We start from the raw sequence: 20775 nt of genomic DNA, 5'->3' as shown, positions 1-20775 counted from the left end.
CACATTTTAAAGCATAAAACCATTTAAATAATTGATTGTTAATTATTTAACTCAAAATAATTCACGAATTTTGTAAACCATGTAAACCATGATTTAAACCAGTATAGTTACCGGTCCAAGCAATCCCGAAGCAGTTAACGGCGCATTAGGTTTGTACACTATATTGGTGTTGGTTAACCGCTTGTCAGCGGGTAAACCCGCGTCGCCTACCAGGCGGTTATTCCACACGTTTATCACTTCTATCTCCAGCACGTTTTCACCCTTTTTTAACGCCTGCGAAATATCTATACGCCAGGGCGCTGTCCATACTATACCTAAATGCTTGCCGTTCAGGGTCACATCGGCTATATTTTTAACTACCCCTAAGTCAAGGTAAACGGGCTGCCGGGATGCGCCTGCAAACTCAAACTTTTTATGGTAGATGGCTTTGCCCGAGAAGTATTTGATACGCTCATCACTATTCTTCGACCAATCCTGCAGCGTATCAAATGCAACCGATTCAGGCCCGCCCCATTTGGTATCAAAAGCCACATGCCATGTACCGGTTAATTCCTTAGCAACCTTCAGTTCAGGAAAGTTGGGTTGATTTGATGATGGTGTTAACCCATTAGCTTTAGGGAACACTACGAAGAATGACTGGAAGGCATCAAATTGCATGGTAACCGCTATCCTGCCGTTCACTACTTTATAATTGACGTTCCTGGTCACTTTGGCAGTAACGGCGTCCCATAGTTCAGGTACATGTTTACTAACCCTGAACGTACAGGTTGATGTACATGGCTTGCCATGTCGGTTAATAACAAAATATATTTCCGCTTCGGGCGTGCTACGGTGAATAAAATCCAGCCAATCGCCTTCATTGCCGGTATATTCAAAATCAGGTTGTATGTTAGCGCTTAACAATACCTGTCTGATGGTATCGCCAAATATCATCCGGCCGTTACCGTAATGGTTTTGCTTAATACGTTTACCATCAATGTTCCCCCACACCTGCTTTGTTAAGGCTTTAATCTCCTCATCGCAATGCGGAAAGTTTTTAAGCCCCGAATCCTGTAAAGGCTTTGGGCCAATAACGGTCGCGCCTGCTTTTATCAATTCACTTATTTTGTGCAACACCTTAACCGGCATGCGGGTAGTATCAGGTAATACCAGCATCGCATAGCTCATTCCGTCCGGCAATACTATACGCCCATATTTGGTAGATACGCGGGTAAGCAAAACCTCCTCGTTACAAACATCATAATCGTACCCTTTGCCGAGTGATGGGTCAGTATGTTTTTGCGCGACAAGGTTTGGAGCTACGTCGCCATTGTAAAACAATACATCGGCCACAAACCTGCCTGAGCGCAGCAGGTACTGGCAGCGTGCTACATAATCAAAAAAGGCGTTGGTTTTTTCCCACCAGGTTACGTTGGGGTTAAAATGTGTACCGGCCCCATATTCATATCCCGGCTTCCCATCGCGTGGCCGCGATGCCGTTGAGGTGTGTATAGCAATACGATTAATGCCTTCGCAATAAGCCCTGTCCAACGCTTGCTTTAACGAACCGGGATAATCTACCCAATGCCGCATGGTTGTAAAGGCCTCTGCCGATACCGTTTCTTTACCATAAATATGCGCAGCAGAGGCGGCCATTTTTGTCACCTTATTCTGCCCTTTGTCCAGCCGTGAGGTGCCATAGGGTTTATCGTCAGTTAAGGTACTTTCATCCTGATGATTTGGCCCCAGCCAAAACTCGCTCATCGGGAAATCGCTGCGGCCCAGGTTCTTTAAACCATCCATACAGATAGTTGCCGACCGGCTTGGCCCAGCCGATTCATTTTGTACCAGTAAACCCTCTTTATGGCATAATTCAGCGAAGCGTTTATAATGCTCATCGGCCATACAATCGCCCAGGGTTTTACGGTAATCATTTAAAAACCTGTCAGCAATATCTGCGCTGCCGATAATGTAACCAGATAGTACCGGTAGATATGGTGTTGGGTCGTAACCGCGATACTTTTTAAACTGTGGGATGATGCGCTCTGTCCAGTTGGGGAAACCGTCTTCAAAACTGTCATCGCAAAAGTATTTAGGCTTGTTGCCTACCTTAGCGGCTTCATCAATCAACATCCTGCCCCAATTCTCAAATTGCAATTCAACCCCTCTATGGTCAAACCAATCTACAGATAAACCATCAGCCTCGGGCTGGGCAATCATCAGGCGCGAACCCGTCATACGGTGTCCCGTACGTATGATCTTCCATTTACCAGCTGGTACTTCCCAATCCAGCTGGCCATCTTTATCAATTTTATTAGTCAGGTCTATTACCTGCTCTGCTGCCACTACCTTATCCTGTGGTTCATTGTGCCATTGGTACAGTACAGGACCCATTACATCTGTAGCCAGCGTAAAGTTACTGGCATCTTTATGGTTGGTTTTAGCGGCCAATACAGCCGCCCGCTCTCCGTTTATCTTTCTCACGTTATCGGGGATAGCCACAATGGCTGTGTCCCTGTAATCCAGCTTTTCCAACGGCAAATCGATGTATTCTTTAAATCCCGGTGGATTAAAAACATTATCATAACCAGCCCTGTTTCCCGGCAACGGTAGCTTGCCCGAAAATTTTTGCGGCCCGTTCACAGTCATTTCTGATTGCAGATACCATCGCCCCGAGTTTTCGGGCTTTATCCAGGGGCCGCCCATACACCAGCCCGAACACAGGTTAACGCCAACACCAATACTTAACCGTTTGGCCTCTTTCATGGCGTGGCGGTATAATTCTTTCCACTCCTCACTAAATAATTTAAAGCCTTGCGGATACGGCACTCCGCCCAGGCCACCGGCTGAGTTTACCAAAAGCACTTCGCCCATACCTTTGGTGCGGTATTCTTCCAGGTCGCGGGTAATGCCTTCTTTATCAACCAGCCCATTAAACCACCACCAGTAGCATGATGATTTAGTATCGTCTGGCGGGGTTAGGAAATTTTTGCGCAGATCGTTCACCCCAATTACCGCAACACCTTGAATAGCGGCCGATACCGCTTTTGAATTTAAAAGCGTAGCACCGGTTGCCCCTATCGCACTTACTTCTAAAAATTTACGCCTGTTAATATTCATCAGATATATTATTGCTGATATTCAAAATGATACGTGCCCGAGCCGGCAATCATTTCTGTATTACCATCCTTTTTGTTGATATTTTTAATTGAGGCTGATTTATCTAACGGGGCGTTTCCTTCGGTCACAGTGCCATTACCAGTGTTTGGCAACACAATTTTAGCCGATGTATTTGGCGGAATAATTACATCGACCATTAACTTACCACCTTCAACCTTCCAGGCTGATTTTGCCTTGCCATATTGGGTCTCTAATTCAGCATTGGCGCTGGTAAGGCCGCCGCCCGGTTTTGGCGCGATGATGATCTTTTTATAACCAGGTGCGTCTGCATCAGGGTTTAAGCCAGCCATTGTTTTATACATCCAATCGCCAATGGCGCCGTACGAATAATGATTGAATGAATTCATGGTAACGTTTTGAAAACTACCATCGGGCTTAATACCATCCCAGCGTTCCCAAATGGTTGTAGCACCCATTTTTATGGGGTAAAGCCAAGATGGATAGGTATCCTGTAATAGCAACTTATAAGCAACGTCTGTATAGCCAAAACGACTAAGCACATGGCATAAATGTGGCGTACCTAAAAAGCCTGTAGTAAGGTGATTATCATACGATTTTACATTTTCCACCAAACGCGCTGCTGCTTGCTCACGCAACTTTTCGGGCAGCAGATCAAACTGCAAGGCCAACACATAGGCGGTTTGCGAATTAGATACCATACGGCCTGAGGGTGTAACGTATTCGTTTAAGAAAGCTTTCTTAATGTCCCCCAATAATGCTGTATAGGCTATCACATCATTCTCACGCTCCAAAACTTTAGCCGCATTGATTAAGTTTTGGGTTGAATAAGCGTAAAATGCTTGTGCGATAAGAAATTTATCAGTGATAGCTGCTTTCCCATCCCGGTCATCAGCCATGGTGTAAAACAGCCAGTCGCCATAGTGCGGGCCGCTATTCCATAAGTTATTTTTGCTAACGCTGCGAATATATTCTACCCAGGCCTTCATGCTGGCGTATTGTCCGGCTAATAGCTTTTTATCACCATAAACCTGATAAAAATTCCACGGAATAATAGTGGCTACATCGCCCCAGCCAGCTGAGCCAGCATTTTGCGGTTTACGCACATCTGGTATAACCACCGGCACATTTCCATCGGCATGCTGATCGGCTTTCAGATCTTGCAACCATTTGGTGAAAAAACCGGCTACATCCATATTATAGGCTGCGGTGTTAAAAAACACTTCAGCATCCCCTGTCCAACCTAAGCGTTCATCGCGCTGAGGGCAATCGGTAGGTACATCAACAAAATTGCCTTTTTGCCCCCATTGTATATTATGTTGCAATTGGTTTAACATGGGATTTGACGTCACCAGCGTTCCGGTAGGCTTCATATCCGAGTAAATGGCAATAGCGGTAACATTGGTGCTATCCAGTTTCCCGGTATAACCGGTAATTTTTATGTAACGGAACCCCTGGAAGGTGAAATGAGGTTCAAACATATCAACTTTGGTTCCGGTGAAAACATATTTATTTTCTTCTTTCGCTTCGCGCAGGTTTTCGGTATAAAAGTTACCGGGCTTATCCAGCACCTCCGCGTGGTTGATGGTAACGGTGTCTCCTGCTTTCCCTTTTAATTTCAATTGCACCCAACCCACCAGATTTTGACCAAAATCTACAACTGTTTCGCCCTTAGGGGTTTTTATTACTTTAAGCGGTGCAAAGCGTTCGTGCTTTACAACCGGCGGCCCTAACGGCGCAACCAGGTTATCGTAGCCAAAATCCATCACCTTTACGGGCGACCAATCTTTACCGGTATAATTTAATGCCTTAGCGTTAGCTTCCAGACGGGCATCATAGGTTTCGCCGTTATAAATATCTGATGTGCGCACCGGCCCGTTTATTGAAGCTTTCCAGCCATCGCCTGATGCGAACGTTTGTTTTTGGCCATCAGCATATTCTATTTCCAGCTGATACAATAAGGCAACTTCTTTACCGTATACATTGCGGTTTAGTTTAAATTCAAGATTGCCCCGATACCAACCATCGCCTACCGTTACCAGTGTAGCATTCTTACCTTGTTTAAGCATAGCTGTAACATCGTAAGTTTGATATTGCAGACGTTTTTTGTAGCTGGTCCAGCCGGGGGTAAAGTAGTACTGACCAATTTTTTCGCCGTTCAAACGTGCTTCATACAACCCGTGCGATGTTATATATAACCTTGCTTGTTTTACAGGTTTTGTAACCTGAAAGTTATTGGCGAACATAGGCGCAGGGCCAATTTTGCCATTAGTGATAATGGGGGCCTGTATCCATTTTGCCGACCAATCTGAAGTGGATAGCATACCCATTTCAAAGTAGTTTACCGCGCTCCAGGCCGAGGCGTTCTTGTGGTTATCCCACACGCGTACCTGCCAGTAATATCGCTGTTTTGAAACGAGTTTAGCACCGGCATAATTTACATGCGCCGACTCATCTGAACTTACTTTACCACTATTCCATACCAGGTTTTTGCCTGCAATTAAATCCTTGTTATTCAGCGCAACACGCACTTCATAAGCCTCCTGCATAGTGCCGCGGGTGCCCGATATTAATTTCCAGGCAAAGGTTGGTTCGGTAACATCTGTCCCTATGGGGTTGATCTTATAATTGCAGGTTAGGTTTTGCACAGACAAGCTTTGCGCCCATGCCATTTGTGCCAGCATACACATGGCGATAAGTAGTAAATTACGTTTCATTTTAGTTTTAGAGTTTTCAGGATTTTTAGATGTTTTTATAATTTTTTGGGTTGTTTTAATAAATTTTACTGTTTTTTAATAAAATAGCAAATTCCCGGCAAAACATACCGGGAATTTGTTTAGAAAATTATTGCTCCGCTTTTTTAATTTCTCATGGGAAGAAGAATTTACGGATGTGATACGGCAATATCAAAAATTTATCGCCGGTGGCGCTGCTGCTATATACCTTAGTAGTAACCGTGCCGTTGTTATACATGTAAAGCGTATGGTTACTTGGGCGATAAATTGCCGGATGCGTTTTGCCATCGCCAAAATAGTCGCCCGGTGCGGGAATATCCCCTGTGGCCGGAGTTAACACCGTTACGTTTGGCACTACACTATTCAAGTGCCATATGCCATCGGCCGGGTTAAAAATGGCTACATCTGTAACACCATCGCCGTCATAATCTCCCGGTACAGGAATATAGCCTACATCTCCATAATGTTTATTGGTTATCTGTCCCCTTACATTCCACATACCGGTTGAAGGTACATAGTAGGCTTCATCAACCTTGCCATCGCCATTATAATCTCCTGGTACGGGGATAGCCCCTGCCACGCCATAATCATAACCGGTTTGCCCTTTAATATACCAATGATAAGGACTGCTTGGCCTGTACATCGCAATATCTGCTTTACCATCGCCATCATAATCGGCCGGAACTGGGATATCGCCTGTTGTACCGTAAGTTACCGCCTCATATACACCCTGAACATACCAGTTAAAGTTTGTTGGCCTCCATACAGCCAGGTCGGTTTTGCCATCGGCATTGTAATCCATTGGTACAGGGATATCGCCTTGAGTAGCACTGCCGTAAGTTACGTTAGTCATGCCATCAACCTTCCACACACCAGCGTTAAAGAACGACAATTCGGTTTTACCATCCTGGTTAAAGTCGCATTTGCGGGTGGCAGTTTCTTCGTGAAACAAAGGCTTAGTGAACTGGCTATCGCTGTCAGTTTCAAAATACGGGCTCTGGCCATGGTTTTGACGATATGGCGAATAAGTTTGCACGCTGATCAGATCGTTAGCAACCGAGAATTTCATCAGGCGCATATAGCCATCGCCGCCGTTGGTACGGAACTGGTAATCGGAGATGTAAGATTTAATGGTACGCCCGCTGTAAGTATCCTGGCGAAAGCCCTCGCCATTTACGTGGCCGCCTACAAATAAGAACACGTTAGAATGTGCTTTAATGCGGCTATATAGGTCGGCAGCCTGGTTACCAAAGGTAGATGGCGTAGTTGGCCCGCCCACATAATGCGTAACGATTATTGCTTTGCGCGATGCATAAGTGGTCAGCACTGAATTAGCCCAGGCACCGAGGTTAACATTGTCCATTAACGATTCATCGTACTCAATAAATACCACCACAAAATTCAAACCGCCGGCACTGAACAGGTCATAATGACTATCGTTATTACCAGCCAGGTAAGTACCGCCATACCAGGGTTTGCTGCCTACACGGCTAGTGCCCATGTATTGATTATATTTTACGGTAGTACTGCCATCATTTGTCGATCCGCTAAATGGGATGCCATTTGGGGTCTGTTCGTGATTACCGCAAGCTGTACCATAGGCAACACCCGACGCGTCTAATATTTTCATGGCCGTATCGGCGCGCAGCCAGGGTTGTGTATATAAATCGCCGTCGTTAACAATATCGCCCACGTGTATGGCATAAACTATATTGTCGGTTGTTTTATGGTCGGCAATGTATTGGGTTTGGGCTGTAAAATACTCCATCCAATGGTCTGGATAGGTATTATGCCCGGTTTCTACATACACCTGTGTATCGGGTATCACTGCTATGGTAAAATCGGCACCTGCTGTGTTTGTTTTTAAATTTGATGCGGTACTTACATCCTGCTTATCGGCATCCGATTCTTGTGGGGCAATCTTTTTACAATTGGTTATCAGCATTGAAAATGCCAATAGCCCGGCAATGGTTTTTTTTGTCGCCCCATAATGGCGACCGCTTAGCCAGGTGCCGCCACTCCCGGTAGCCCTGAGCAATTTTGCTTTTGAAATAGGTTTCATGTATACTGTTTTTTTAAGTGATGAATTTGTTATAGCGCTGGCCTTAAACCATTCACTATAGTTTTAACACATTATTGGAACACGAAATTCTAAAGCAGATTCAGGGCTGCTATTTGGAGGTTTAATTTTATAATTAGTTTGCCGGACTGGTTATTTCCAGCTTACTACAGTTACTGCAAATGGTTTTAATGTTATGGTATTACTGTTTAATTGGGTTTGTCCTATAGGGTTATCGCCTGTGGTAAGGTCAACATAATTAACTGTCGCGCCGGTGGCATCAGGTAATTCAAGTGATTGTTCTTTTTCGCTCCTGTTTACCAGCAGCAGTTTTTTTCCTTTAGTGGTTACAAAGGCTTGCCCCATTAAATTCTGATTTGAAATACTGGTAGTAACCAGTTTATCGCCCGGGCCAAAATTTGTTTTTATCAGTCTCAGTACCCAATAACGGGCGTTAGGCTTCCCGTTTTTCCAGTTCATCATACTTACATCCGGGAACTGGGTTGGATATCCAACTAATTGCGATTCACCTACTACATCAATACCCAATTTATTCAATTCAATAAACAAATAGGCATACATCGCACCCGATAAATTCCAATAACGGTCCTCAATGGGATCTTTATAGTCATGGTCTAAAAGGATATTACCCAGTTCGTTTATTTGAGTGAAGACGTTCGGCGCTAATCTTTTGCGGATATTTTCAATGTATCTTACCCGATCAAGAAAACCGTTGGCCTGATCAAAAAACGAGAACTGGTAGCTATCGGTAACATGATCGTTAGTAGATGGGCGGCCATAAAAGTGATAAGAGATCCCTTCAAGCGGCACGCCCGGTTTATGATTTTTAGCATTCAAAAAGTATTCGAAATATTCCGGGTTAGTTTCATGTGCTAACGACAGGCCGACAAATTTGGTTTGCGGTGATACCTTTTTCATTTCGGTAACAATCGCATCGTACAGTTTGGTGTAAAGCTGCGGCGATATTTTATGTTCCAGATCAGGCTCGTTCAGCACTTCCCAATAAGGGATATTATAGTGGTATTTTGATTTGTGGAATTTACCCAATTCATCGGTGAAGCCACCTTTAGTATAGTAGCTTAAAAGTCGGGCAAAATACTCACCAACCTCTTTACCCGATGGGTCACGCAATTCGGTACCCTGGTTATAATCCCACATCAGGCCGTCCGCGTCTTTAGGATAATCTACGCGGGTTTTGGTTTTCCACATCCATACGGGTATAGTACTATAGTTTATTACCACGCTATGGCCTTCCTGCGCTTTCATAAAATCTTCCATAGCCGGATCGGCATGGGTAAAATCCCAAAAGGTTTTATCTTTTGTGGGTGGTTCCAGTTCGGCCACCGCCGCGTTAGGGTATGGGAACCAGGGCACATAGCGCACGTAATCAGCCCCCAGATCCTTCAGCGCCTGAAAGGTCCCCTTGTATATTGGTGAGCTTGATTTGATATATGGATTATAAACCACTTGCAAAGTGGGCGTGGTTTTAGAAACGATAAGGGTTTTATCCCAGTTAATATTTACCTTTTTTTGCGCATGCAGCGCTGCCGGTAATAAAGCCAGCGCGGGTAATATTACTCCAAATAATTTTTTGGTGATGTTTTTTTTCATAAAGATCCGATAGGTTGGAAGGGCATTTTTGTCCCTGTAAGTAAAAATTGGTTATACTAAATTATTTCGATATGTTTTATAAACTGTCATGCACTGTTATGATTTACGGAACATTTAATAATTGTTTGAAATACAATTATGAAAGATTATGTAATAAAATTAAACAATTATAATACATAGCTATTTATAAATTAAATGTTGCAGGTTATCATTTGCTTATTTAATTGTTAAAACAAAAACACATACATCTGCTAAAAAAGAAAGCTTTATTATTGGTTATGGTAATTGGTTAAACAAACTTAAGTTTACGGCATTAACAAGGATAGTATGATATGATATCTCTGTTGTGGAATTTGACATTTCCTGTCATTAAACGTGGTTAAGTACAAATTTGCATTAAATTAGTACTCCCAATTTTTGAATAGCCTATATGAATAATTATTTCCTGTACTTTCCGGTAAGCGAGAAGGATGAGTCCTGGGGGTTAACTGTATTGAATGCGGGCAGCACTAAAATTGAAAAATTCACCTGCTATCCGCCAGCCCAACACCCCTCCCATCATAATTTTGACTGGGATACAGGAAGAGTTTTGCAGGAATATCAATTGATCTACATTACCAAAGGCGGAGGCATCTTCGAGTCGGAAAGCTGCAAGGCCGAAATAACTGCCGGGTCGGTAATATTGCTCTATCCCCAGGAAAGGCATCGTTATAAACCGCACCAACAAACCGGCTGGGACGAAATGTGGGTTGGTTTTAAAGGGGATTTTATAGATAATATTATCGAAAAAAGCTATTTCAATCCGGCAGATGCTGTTTTTCATATCGGGTTTAATGAGACTATTGTAAACCTGTTTAACGATATTGTTAAGTATTCAAAAGAAGAAAAGCCGGGTTACCAGCCTATGATCTCGGGCGCAATTATTTATTTGCTGGGCCTGCTCCATTCCGAACATCAGCAGAAAAGCCTGAAGGAAACCGACATGACCGAGCAAACGGTGAGTAAAGCGCGAGTACTTTTCAGGGAAAAAGTATACGAAAAAATATCACCCGAACAGGTGGCCGATGAATTACAGATAGGCTATTCGTTATTCCGTAAGATATTTAAAAAATATACAGGATTAGCTCCCGGCCAATACCTTATTCAGTTAAAGATCCAGAAGGCAAAAGAATTGTTATCCGACCCTAATAAACTAATTAAAGAAATAGCTTACGAGTTGCACATCGAATCGTCGCTGCACTTTTCAAAATTATTTAAGGAGAAAGTTGGTTTAACCCCGCAGGAATATCGTAACCAGGTATTAAAGAAGCATAAGTTTTAAGCTACCCGATTGCGGTAGTTACACTATCGTCACCGTAATCCCCAACCCTTCCAGTGTTTTTACAATATGTTCAGATACGCCGCTATCGGTGATGATCTGGTCTATTTCATCCAGTCCGCATATTTTGCCAAAGCCGCGGCGGCCGAATTTTGTAGAATCGCACAGCACAATGGTTTTTTGGGAAACGCTGATCATCTGACGGTTCAGGTGAGCTTCCATGGCATTGGTGGTGGTCAGGCCAAAATCAAGGTCTATCCCATCAACCCCTAAAAACAGTTTGCTACAAAAGAAATCGGCCAGGATATGCTCGGCATAAGTACCCATTACCGATGAGGAACTTTTGCGCAGTAACCCACCTAATTGCAATACTTCCACGGTTGGGTATTTCATTAATTCCAAAGCCACGTTAAGCGCCGAAGTAATTACCGTTAAACCCACTTTAGGCGGTATATTTTTTGCAAAAGCCAGCATAGTAGTACCCGAGGCGATAATGATGGAATCGTTATCCTGCACCATGGCCGCGGCAGCAGCACCAATATTCATTTTCTCAACCGACTGGAATTTCTCTTTTTCGTTTACCGGGCGATCAACAATATAAGGGTTGTTCAGGGTAGCGCCCCCGTGGGTACGGAACAGCAGGTTTTTATCTTCCAGTACCTTCAAGTCCTTACGTATAGTAACCGATGATACCTTTAACTCTTTACATAGTTCAACAACGTTCAAATTACCTTCGGCCTGAAGCTTGTTTAGGATAAATTGATGTCTCTCTGCCAGGTTAATCATATATGTGTGTAAGCTTTAGCTTATGCAAAGTAATAAAATATATGCTACAACATTATAATTTTTACGTTATATTTTCATATTTCGATTACAATTTTTATACTTACATATTATTTCAATTAGTTACTTTTAAAAGTATAAACCAAAAAGATTCGTAACCCGGATCACTATAAATCAATTCTATTCCTAATGGAAAAATACATCTTATCGTTTGACCAGGGCACAACCAGCTCCAGGGCTATTGTATTTAATAAAGCCGGAGGTATTGTATCTATCGCCCAAAAAGAATTTACCCAGATATACCCTAAACCCGGCTGGGTTGAGCATGACGCTGTAGAGATATGGTCATCGCAAATTGGCGTTGCTGCCGAAGCAATTTTAAACGCCCGGCTTACCGCTAAAGATATTGCCGCCATTGGTATTACCAATCAACGTGAAACTACTGTATTGTGGGATAAACGCACCGGCGAACCCCTGCACAACGCCATTGTTTGGCAGGACAGGCGCACATCAGGCTATTGTGACGAATTGAAGGCGCAGGGCAAGGCCAAACTGATACAAGAAAAAACAGGCCTGGTGCTGGATGCTTATTTTTCGGCCACTAAAATAAAATGGATACTGGATAATGTAGCGGGCGCGCGTGAAAAGGCTGCTGCCGGGCATATCGCTTTCGGAACTATAGACTCGTGGCTGGTTTGGAAATTAACTGCTGGCAAAGTACATATAACCGATGTCAGCAATGCTTCGCGCACCATGATCTATAACATCCACACCCTGCAATGGGACGAGGAGTTATTGAATCTGTTTGATATTCCCCGCTCGGTACTCCCCGAGGTAAAATCATCAAGCGAGGTATACGGCCAAACAGCAGGTTCGGTATTAGCGGCACAAATACCTATTGCAGGTATAGCCGGTGATCAGCAAGCCGCGCTATTCGGCCAAATGTGTACCGAAAATGGCATGGTTAAAAATACCTATGGTACGGGTTGCTTTATGCTGATGAATATTGGCGATAAGCCCATCACCTCGCAAAATAACCTGGTAACCACCATTGCCTGGAAGATAAACGGCAAAGTGCAATACGCGCTGGAAGGCAGTATTTTTATAGCAGGCGCTGTAGTACAATGGCTGCGCGATGAATTAAAGCTGATCAGCTCATCGGCCGAGGTTGAGGAGCTGGCTAAGAAAGTTGAAGATACCGGCGGCGTATATGTAGTACCAGCCTTTGCAGGCCTGGGTGCCCCGCACTGGAACCAGGATGCACGTGGTACCATTACCGGCATAACCCGGGGCACTAACCAGGCGCATATTGCCCGGGCCGCGCTGGAAAGCATCGCATTCCAAACCATGGAAGTACTGAAAGCTATGGAGGCCGATTCGGGCTTAAGCATTAAGCAACTACGGGTTGATGGCGGCGCTACAGCAAACAATCTGTTAATGCAGTTTCAGGCCGATCTGCTGCATACTAAAGTTATCCGTCCGCAGGTTACCGAGGTTACCGCTATCGGCGCCGCTTATTTAGCCGGACTGGCAACCGGTTTCTGGGGCAGCATGGAGGATATTAGCGGCCAATGGAAAATTGAAAAGAGCTTTGAACCGGGTATTACCCCTGATATTGAAAACCGCATTAAAGGCTGGAACCGCGCTGTTAAAGCCGCTAAAGCTTACGCCGAAAACTAATTGATAAACCAAATAAAAATCTAAAATTATATGAATGAAATTACCGCCGAATTCATCGGCACTATGTTCCTGATCCTGTTAGGGAACGGGGTTGTTGCCAACGTTGTACTTACCGGCACAAAAGGCAATAATGGCGGCTGGATAGTAATAACTACCGCCTGGGCAATGGCTGTGTTTGTAGGTGTGGTGATAGCCGCGCCATTTAGCGGCGCACACCTAAACCCGGCAGTAACGCTTGGCCTTGCCATTGCACAAAAGTTTAGCTGGGCAAAAGTACCAGCATATGTAGGCGCGCAATTATTAGGCGCTATGGCCGGTCAGTTTCTGGTATGGCTGTTTTACAAAGACCACTATGCAATTACCGAAGACAAAGGCCTGAAGCTGGCTACCTTTTGTACTTCGCCGGCTATTAAAAAAGTATCATCAAATTTAATTAGTGAGATCATCGGCACATTTGTGCTGATATTTGTGATCTTTTATTTTACCGATGCCGAGATCAAAAAAGATAAGGTAGTGATAGGGTTAGGATCGTTAGGCGCTATGCCGGTAGCTTTCCTGGTTTGGGTAATTGGCCTATCCCTTGGTGGTACCACAGGTTATGCCATTAACCCCGTGCGCGACTTAGGCCCACGTATTATGCATGCTATTTTACCCGTAAGCAACAAAGGCAGCAGTGAATGGGGGTATTCATGGATACCGGTAGTTGGGCCGCTCATTGGTGCTACACTAGCCGCTTTGGCATTTTTGTGGTTGAAGATATAACGAGAGTTTACTAAAATAAAAAGCGGGGCTGTTAATTACAGCCCCGCTTTTTATTTTCCAGTCGTCATAGCTTATTTCACCTTATCATAATACTTCCCAAACATTTCCTTCGCCACAACTATCTCATCACCTTTAGGCACAGTGGTATAGCTATCGCGCTTGTTAACCCAGGCCCACTCCCAGTCCTTAATTTGCTTCTCAAAAGCTGCCTGATCAATTTCCTTGCCCTGGCGGTAGCTTGTGTTCACAAAATCAAAAAACTGCTGCCAGCGGGGTTTATAAAAGCCAGAGAGCATACCTGCCCACTGTTTGCAGGCGTAGTCATTCAGCGTATTGTTTTTATCGCCCCAAAGGGTTATTTGGTCGCGGGCGTTAAACTCGTATAGTTTCTTTTCGGCATCGGTTGTTCCGTTGGCTTTGGCAGCTTCCAGCCATGGGCCCAAAAGGAAATCCTTACGGGTTGAAAGCAGTTTATCCATATCGTCAATTACACCTAAAAACTCTTTGCTCAGTCTGCTAAAGTTTTGCTGATCGTGTTTTTTTGCAGCGGCGGCAAACTGGCGTTGTAAGGTATCGGCGTAGTTTGCTAATATCTGCCGGGTCACATCAATCAGGTCATAACGGAAACCGCTGCTATTTTTAAGGTTATCTGCCGCTTGTATCATTTGCTCCCAGGCAGGTACCAAATCCTTAGACTGATAAAACTTCTGCGGATTTGCCCACCGTGTTGCTTTTGCAAAAGTCGGACGTCCGGTAATAATCGATTCGTTACCGCCACTCCTGATACCGCCGGTATATACAGTATTTTTTAAAACTTCCCAGGCTTTTTCGACATGCGGTTCTTTTTTACCGTACCTGCGGTAAGCGTAATCCTTTAACCAGGTATCCAGTTCAATCGGTGTATTGCGCCAAACATTTTCCATCATCAATTCATACATCACAGGATTTTGCTCAATAGCTTCGGGTGTTAAACCGATACCCAGTAACTTGCCTGATTTTGGGTTATTCAAGGCGTTGGCCGGATCGGCAGCTACGTTATCCATACGGCCATACATGCTGATGTTTCCGCCGAAGTTGTGCAGCATACACCAAATCCAGGGCTTGCCATAATAAGCGTCGGTTTTGTCCCACATAGGCTTATTTTCGCTGTACAGGTCAAGGATGATCATGTGCTCATTCGGTATGCCATTTAGCAGCGCCTTGATCTGCGTAGGCTGCCAGAATTTAGCCGAATACGAGAACATCCATCCCTGCATTATCCAGGTAGCTTTAGGATCGGCAGCAGCCATCGATTGGTATACCTTCTTGCTTACCGCATCCAAATAAGTTGAATCATTGGTCGGCGGTGTATTTTCGTTGAATGTATCTGCCGAATACAGGTGATCGGTGCCGAATGTCTTTACTTCTTCCTTAATAAACTGCTTGCCAATGGTGGTAAACATGGCATCATCGGGATCGAGGATATAAACATCCGGGAAGCCCTGCCAGTTAGTTTGTTTTAATTTAGCTTTCGGGAACTTGGTTTTAAATGCCGGCGGTACATGCCCGGTGAAGGCCGGAAGTATCGGTGTCATGCCCAGTTCGCGTTCGCGCTTTAGTATTTGTTTTTCCAGCACTTCCTGGCTGTCCATAAAACTTTGCGGCAAAGGGCCTCCCCAGCCATCAAGGTTGCCCATCCAAAACCAATTAAAGTAAGCCGGGCCGCTAAAGAAGGTCGACAAATCCTTATCGGTGAAACCTAAACTTTTATAAACCCGCTGCCAAATGATGTTTTGTCCGGTTATAGCCAGCGGCATGTTGATACCGTTCAGCGCCATCCAGTCAATTTCCTGCTGCCAGCGTTTCCAATCCCACCAGCTCATGGTATAGTTGAAGGTGCAATAGTTCAAATAATAGCGGTAAGTATAAGGCGTTACTTTGTGCACCTTTGTAGTAACCTTTGGTAATATGGCAGGCAACTTAAGGTTACTGCCATTCCAGCTGATATCGCAATGTCCGTAAGTTTTTAAATAGTAATTCAGCGCACTTGCAACCGAAACACCATTGGTTCCCCTCAGGATGATCTTATTGCCTTTGCCATCCACTTCAAACACATCTTTACCATTTTCCTGGGGGATAAATGCAACTTCAAAACTTTGCGCGTGTGCCGGGATAATTCGTTTGATCAGCGCGTAGGCTGCAGTAGTCCGGACGTCAGCTCTGGTTTGCGCGTATAAAAAAAACTGCTTGCCTCCCATTAAGGAAACAAGCAGCAGTATGGCTAATTTTTTTTTCATTATTTTAAGTAGTTGCCTTTTGAGAACACATTAACCCAAACCTGGTAACCCGCAGCATTGGGATGAAGTCCGTCCGTAGTATATTCTGCTTTCAAGCGGTTTTCAGCATCGAGGAAATTGGGATAAAGATCAATTATCTTCACATTTTTAGCTTTATATTTTCTTATCGCGTCATTAATAGCCAGCAGGTGTTCATCTTTACCATAGTGGTTAGGGAACTTAGCGAATGATGCGTTTACCGGCAGCAGGGTACAGAAATAAATAATAGTTGAAGGTGAACCTTCACGGATACGCTTAATAATTTTTTTATGGTTACGGATAATGATACTATCTGCCACATTGCGCGACATATCATTAATACCTATCAGGATAAATACCTTTTTAGGATGGCCTGAGATTACATCGTCCAAACGCTCCAGCACACCAAAAGTAAGGTCGCCGGATATACCCCTATTCCTTAAACGGTTATCATTAAACAGCTTAGCCCAGTTGCAATGCGCGGTAATACTGTTGCCCAAAAACACAAGGTCGTTTGATGTAATAGGATGCGCTTTAAAGCTGGCCAAACTATCGGCTGTAATTTTAGGGCGGTAAGATGAGTCTACAAATCCTTTAGGGTACACAGCAGGCGGTTTAGCAACCGGCGGCGTAGTTTGTGCAAAGCAGGCATTAACCAGCATTAACGCACCCGCAATAAAAAACAATGATCTTTTCATAGGTTTAACGTGTAAGTAAATTAGCTTTCTCCCTGTTCCAGGTTAAAGCTGTGAAAAATATAGATAAAAAACAGGCAGCGATTAATAAATAAAACGAAGCACTCCAACTGATGTGCTGTATCACTACACCAAGGAGCGCATTGGCCAACACTGCGCCTAATAAATAGCCAAACAAACCTGTCAGGCCTGCGGCAGTACCTGCGGCTTTTTTTGGCACCAAATCTAAAGCCTGAACGCCTATAAGCATTACCGGGCCATAAATAAGGAATCCAATAGAGATTAACGAAGCATTGGTCATCCATACATTACCGCTTGGGCTTTGCCAATAACCTACTACCGCCACCATAATCAGTAACATATAAATTATAGTTGCCGGTGCCCGCCTTCCTTTAAATACTTTGTCGCTTATCCAACCGCATAGCAAAGTTCCCGGGATGCCAGCGATTTCAAACCACGTATATGACCAACCTATCTGATCACGTGAAAAATGCTTTATTTGGGTAAGATAAATCGGTGACCAATCCTGCACCCCTTTACGAATCATGTAAACAAATACATTGGCAAAGGCCGCGTACCAAAGTAACCGGTTGTTAAAGATGTATTTAAAAAATATATCCTTGGCGCTTAATTCCTTTTCTTGTTCTTCGGTGTAATTTTTGGGATAGTCATTTTTATGCTCTTCAACTGGTGGCAAACCGCATGATTGAGGTGTATCCCTTACCAGCAGATAAGCGATCAGCGCGAAACCTAAAGCAACCAAACCAGGAAAATACAGACGGCTTTGCCAAGTGGCAAATAACAAGAAACCCAGTGCTACAACCTGAGGCATAAGCGCCCCTCCTGTATTGTGTGCCAAGTTCCATACAGACATTACACGGCCACGCTCTTTCACCGAAAACCAATGCACCACTACCCTCCCGCAAGGTGGCCACCCCATGCCCGAGAACCAACCGTTAATGAACAGCAAGATGAACATAATTACTACCGACGATGTTGCCCATGGCACTAGCCCCATAAATATCATAGTACAAGCAGACAATACCAAGCCGATGCTCAAAAACAACCGGGCATTACTCCTATCGGAAACGTTACCCATAATAAATTTGCTTATACCGTAGGCAATAGCCACAGCCGAAAAAGCGTAACCAAGGTCGGCTTTGGAATAACCTTGTTTAATTAAATCGGGGGTAGCCAGGGAAAAATTATTACGCACCAGGTAATAGCCTGCATAACCGAGAAATATACCTACAAATGATTGCCAGCGCAGTGCCGTAAATTTTGAATCTATCTGTTCGGCAGGTAGCCTTTTTTTATGCGTCGCAGGAGTGAATATTTGCTTCATCAAATTATGGTTAATGGTTCAGGTTTACTGTAACAGGTTTGGATAATCGGTAATAATACCATCTACGCCTAAGGCTTTCATAGCGTCAATTTCTTCTTTAGTGTCAGGTGTCCAGGGCAATACTTTAATGCCTTGCGCATGGCAGTCTTTCACCACATCGGCAGTAACCATTTTAAAGTTAGGACTGTAAATAAATGGCTTAAAGCCCAGGTCGGCCAGGTTTTCGGCTGTCGATTTCTTATTATCCACCAGCCACGAGGTGCGTACAGTTGGATACTTTTTATTCAATATCTGCAAGGTGCGCTTATCAAACGACTGGATCACTACCCATGGCAATATCTTCTTTTCTTCCAGCACATCCATCATCAGTTTCACAAAAGTTTCCGGGTCAGGGTTTACCGTACCATCGCCTTTTTCGCTGCTTTTGGTTTCAATATTATAGAATACCTGGCGTTTTCCGCTGGTTTTAATATAATGCTGCACACTGTCAATCAAATCGGCCAGCAAAGGTATGCTCACCTTCATTTTTTTCTGATCGGGAAATTTGCTATAGGGTTTTGAACCTACGTCAAACTTTGCGATCTCGGCATAGTTCATTTTGTACAGGATGTACTTCCGATTGTCTTCTTTAGGTATTTCTTTACCATCTGGTGTAAGCGAAAACAAGGGGTTAATATATTCATCGTGCGATACGATCACTTTGTTATCAGCTGTGATGTGCAGATCCATTTCCAGTGTCTCCATCCCAAGGTTTACGGTGTTGATCATTGCCGGAATGGTATTCTCTGGCATCAAGCCACGACCGCCCCTGTGGGCCTCCCTGTCAAATGCCGGATAAGGCATATTTTTAACTTGTTTACTTTTTTGGGCAAAACAGCCAGATAAGATAAATCCGCTTAGCAATGCCAAACAAATGGTTCTTTTCATGTATAGTAATTTAGTGTTTATAATACGGCTTGTTTTTCCTTTTTATACAACTCGCGCAGCTCGTTTAACTTCTGTTTGTATTTCGGGTCGGCAGCCAGGTTTTTAGTTTCGTGCGGATCTGTTTTTACATTATACAGCTCCTCATAGTTATGTTCAATATAGTTCAGGTACTTAAAATCTTTAGTAACAATACCTTCTGATTGTGGGATTTTGGGGCTCTTACCATATGTATGCTCATAAAAGAAATAATCGCGGGCTTTCGCCGGATTTTCCAGGTCTATACCCTGCATAGTTGCTGGCATCGGTACCCCAGCCATTTTTAAGATGGTTGGCGCCACATCAATATTCAAAGCTATCTGGGTTGATTTAATACCGGTTTTGTTTTGCGGTAAACGCGGATCGTAAATAATCATCGGCACACGGATGGATTCTTCATGTCCATACCATTTACCTTCCATACCATGTTCGCCAAGGTAAAAGCCGTTATCACCCATAAAAATGATGATAGTATTTTTATCTACGCCCAGGCTTTTCAGCTTGGCCATCATTTTACCTACGGCCTCATCAGCGCCGGTAATCAAACGGTAATAATCCTTCACAGTTTCCTGATATAATTCAGGGGTTGAAAACAGTGGTTTCCAGCGTACGCGCGCTACGTTTACATCTGTTTTAAAAAAATCAGGGAAACTATCCCAATACTTCGGGTCAGCAGTTTCGGGTTGCGGGATGGTTACGTTTTTATACAGATCTTTAAACCTTTCCTGTCCTATGAAACGCGGCGGCATGCCATCCTGCTCGTGCGGGGCTTTAAAGCCAATTGACAGGCAAAACGGTGCCTTGCCAGCGTATTTATCCAGGAAAATGCTGATATCGCTGGACACGCTATCGGTGTTATGCACAGTGCGCCCATCGGTGCTGGTCATGATATAATCAGGCTGTTCTTTTTTTGTGGCCGACCAGTAATCATAATAGCTGATGGGTTGATTGTTCACTCCCACGCCATACTTGCCCACACAGCCAATTTTATAGCCTGCATTTTTCAATAGCAGCGGGTAGGTATTCATCAGCGCTTCGGTGCTGAAATCAGTTTTAAAGTTATTTATCTTATGGCGGGACTCATATTGTCCTGAAAGTATACTGGCCCTGCTTACACAACAGATAGAGGTAGTTACATAGGCATTTTTAAACAGGATGCCTTTATTAGCCAACGCGTCGAGGTTGGGCGTTTGGATGATTTTATTACCCATTACGCCTAACGCGTCCCAGCGATGATCGTCGGTTAACACAAAGATAATATTGGGTTTACCCGGTGTTTGCACCCGGTATTTACCTTTATGCGATATTGGCGGGTTCCGTGGTCCATTTTTAGCAAATACGAAAGTATTTACCAATAGCAAAAAAGTCACAAATGCCGCTATTCTCATAAAG

General features: G+C 43.9%; 13 protein-coding genes. 3 read left to right on the top strand and 10 right to left on the bottom strand.

The features are described 5' to 3' along the window. Positions 1-93: 93 nt before the first annotated feature. The 4 genes from IRJ18_RS07370 to IRJ18_RS07355 all read right to left on the bottom strand — a co-directional run bounded on the left by IRJ18_RS07370 (position 94) and on the right by IRJ18_RS07355 (position 9543). Positions 94-3099: a glycosyl hydrolase gene (locus tag IRJ18_RS07370; protein WP_194105548.1), complete on the bottom strand. Its 3006-nt coding sequence runs from the start codon at positions 3097-3099 to the stop codon at positions 94-96. A gap of 8 nt (positions 3100-3107) precedes the next feature. After that, on the bottom strand, positions 3108-5834 hold the full coding sequence (locus tag IRJ18_RS07365; RefSeq protein ID WP_194105547.1) for a glycoside hydrolase family 78 protein: 2727 nt from the start codon (positions 5832-5834) through the stop codon (positions 3108-3110). Between the two features lie 151 nt (positions 5835-5985). Continuing rightward, positions 5986-7914 carry an FG-GAP-like repeat-containing protein gene (locus tag IRJ18_RS07360; RefSeq protein WP_194105546.1) on the bottom strand — a complete coding sequence of 643 codons (1929 nt, stop codon included), beginning with the start codon at positions 7912-7914 and terminating at the stop codon, positions 5986-5988. Positions 7915-8064: 150 nt separating this feature from the next. Next, the gene (locus tag IRJ18_RS07355) at positions 8065-9543 is read right to left on the bottom strand and encodes a glycoside hydrolase family protein (RefSeq protein ID WP_194105545.1); all 1479 of its coding nucleotides are present in this window, start codon (positions 9541-9543) and stop codon (positions 8065-8067) included. Positions 9544-9973: 430 nt separating this feature from the next. Here IRJ18_RS07355 and IRJ18_RS07350 point away from each other — a divergent pair, with 430 nt between their 5' ends. Next, positions 9974-10864 (top strand): AraC family transcriptional regulator, encoded by an 891-nt coding sequence (locus IRJ18_RS07350; RefSeq protein WP_194105544.1) that lies wholly within the window; start codon positions 9974-9976, stop codon positions 10862-10864. A gap of 18 nt (positions 10865-10882) precedes the next feature. On the opposite strand, the gene IRJ18_RS07345 is transcribed toward IRJ18_RS07350, so the two are convergent. Further along, positions 10883-11647 (bottom strand): DeoR/GlpR family DNA-binding transcription regulator, encoded by a 765-nt coding sequence (locus IRJ18_RS07345; RefSeq protein ID WP_194105543.1) that lies wholly within the window; start codon positions 11645-11647, stop codon positions 10883-10885. A gap of 186 nt (positions 11648-11833) precedes the next feature. Here IRJ18_RS07345 and glpK point away from each other — a divergent pair, with 186 nt between their 5' ends. Together glpK and IRJ18_RS07335 are read left to right on the top strand one after the other, a co-directional pair. After that, the gene (gene glpK / locus IRJ18_RS07340) at positions 11834-13324 is read left to right on the top strand and encodes a glycerol kinase GlpK (RefSeq protein ID WP_194105542.1); all 1491 of its coding nucleotides are present in this window, start codon (positions 11834-11836) and stop codon (positions 13322-13324) included. Between the two features lie 30 nt (positions 13325-13354). Next, positions 13355-14086 carry an MIP/aquaporin family protein gene (locus IRJ18_RS07335; RefSeq protein ID WP_194105541.1) on the top strand — a complete coding sequence of 244 codons (732 nt, stop codon included), beginning with the start codon at positions 13355-13357 and terminating at the stop codon, positions 14084-14086. Between the two features lie 71 nt (positions 14087-14157). Here IRJ18_RS07335 and IRJ18_RS07330 read toward each other — a convergent pair whose 3' ends face one another. Genes IRJ18_RS07330 through IRJ18_RS07310 form a run of 5 tightly spaced genes read right to left on the bottom strand, consistent with a single transcriptional unit; the run spans position 14158 to position 20771 of the window. Further along, complete coding sequence (locus IRJ18_RS07330; protein ID WP_228072618.1) at positions 14158-16362, bottom strand: alpha-N-acetylglucosaminidase; 2205 nt, start codon at positions 16360-16362, stop codon at positions 14158-14160. Then, positions 16362-17078 carry a GDSL-type esterase/lipase family protein gene (locus IRJ18_RS07325; protein WP_228072615.1) on the bottom strand — a complete coding sequence of 239 codons (717 nt, stop codon included), beginning with the start codon at positions 17076-17078 and terminating at the stop codon, positions 16362-16364. Before IRJ18_RS07325 ends, IRJ18_RS07330 begins: the two co-directional genes overlap by 1 nt. Before the next feature lie 4 nt (positions 17079-17082). Then, positions 17083-18420 carry a glycerol-3-phosphate transporter gene (gene glpT, locus IRJ18_RS07320; RefSeq protein WP_194105540.1) on the bottom strand — a complete coding sequence of 446 codons (1338 nt, stop codon included), beginning with the start codon at positions 18418-18420 and terminating at the stop codon, positions 17083-17085. Between the two features lie 24 nt (positions 18421-18444). Beyond that, a complete protein-coding gene (locus tag IRJ18_RS07315; protein ID WP_194105539.1) occupies positions 18445-19347 on the bottom strand; it encodes a glycerophosphodiester phosphodiesterase family protein in 903 nt (300 codons plus the stop codon). Between the two features lie 17 nt (positions 19348-19364). Further along, the gene (locus IRJ18_RS07310) at positions 19365-20771 is read right to left on the bottom strand and encodes a sulfatase family protein (protein WP_194105538.1); all 1407 of its coding nucleotides are present in this window, start codon (positions 20769-20771) and stop codon (positions 19365-19367) included. Between the last annotated feature and the right edge of the window lie 4 nt (positions 20772-20775).

It is taken from the genome of Mucilaginibacter boryungensis (assembly GCF_015221995.1).
Lineage (GTDB): Bacteria > Bacteroidota > Bacteroidia > Sphingobacteriales > Sphingobacteriaceae > Mucilaginibacter > Mucilaginibacter boryungensis.
The sequence above is the reverse complement of the archived record's forward strand: the minus strand, read 5'-3'. Positions and strand labels throughout refer to the sequence as shown.

Coding starts and splice junctions, on each gene's coding strand:
- IRJ18_RS07310 (WP_194105538.1), bottom strand. CDS start 20,771: ATGAGAATAGCGGCATTTGTGACTTTTTTGCTATTGGTAAATACTTTC.
- IRJ18_RS07335 (WP_194105541.1), top strand. CDS start 13,355: ATGAATGAAATTACCGCCGAATTCATCGGCACTATGTTCCTGATCCTG.
- glpT (WP_194105540.1), bottom strand. CDS start 18,420: ATGAAGCAAATATTCACTCCTGCGACGCATAAAAAAAGGCTACCTGCC.
- glpK (WP_194105542.1), top strand. CDS start 11,834: ATGGAAAAATACATCTTATCGTTTGACCAGGGCACAACCAGCTCCAGG.
- IRJ18_RS07355 (WP_194105545.1), bottom strand. CDS start 9,543: ATGAAAAAAAACATCACCAAAAAATTATTTGGAGTAATATTACCCGCG.
- IRJ18_RS07325 (WP_228072615.1), bottom strand. CDS start 17,078: ATGAAAAGATCATTGTTTTTTATTGCGGGTGCGTTAATGCTGGTTAAT.
- IRJ18_RS07360 (WP_194105546.1), bottom strand. CDS start 7,914: ATGAAACCTATTTCAAAAGCAAAATTGCTCAGGGCTACCGGGAGTGGC.
- IRJ18_RS07345 (WP_194105543.1), bottom strand. CDS start 11,647: ATGATTAACCTGGCAGAGAGACATCAATTTATCCTAAACAAGCTTCAG.
- IRJ18_RS07330 (WP_228072618.1), bottom strand. CDS start 16,362: ATGAAAAAAAAATTAGCCATACTGCTGCTTGTTTCCTTAATGGGAGGC.
- IRJ18_RS07365 (WP_194105547.1), bottom strand. CDS start 5,834: ATGAAACGTAATTTACTACTTATCGCCATGTGTATGCTGGCACAAATG.
- IRJ18_RS07370 (WP_194105548.1), bottom strand. CDS start 3,099: ATGAATATTAACAGGCGTAAATTTTTAGAAGTAAGTGCGATAGGGGCA.
- IRJ18_RS07350 (WP_194105544.1), top strand. CDS start 9,974: ATGAATAATTATTTCCTGTACTTTCCGGTAAGCGAGAAGGATGAGTCC.
- IRJ18_RS07315 (WP_194105539.1), bottom strand. CDS start 19,347: ATGAAAAGAACCATTTGTTTGGCATTGCTAAGCGGATTTATCTTATCT.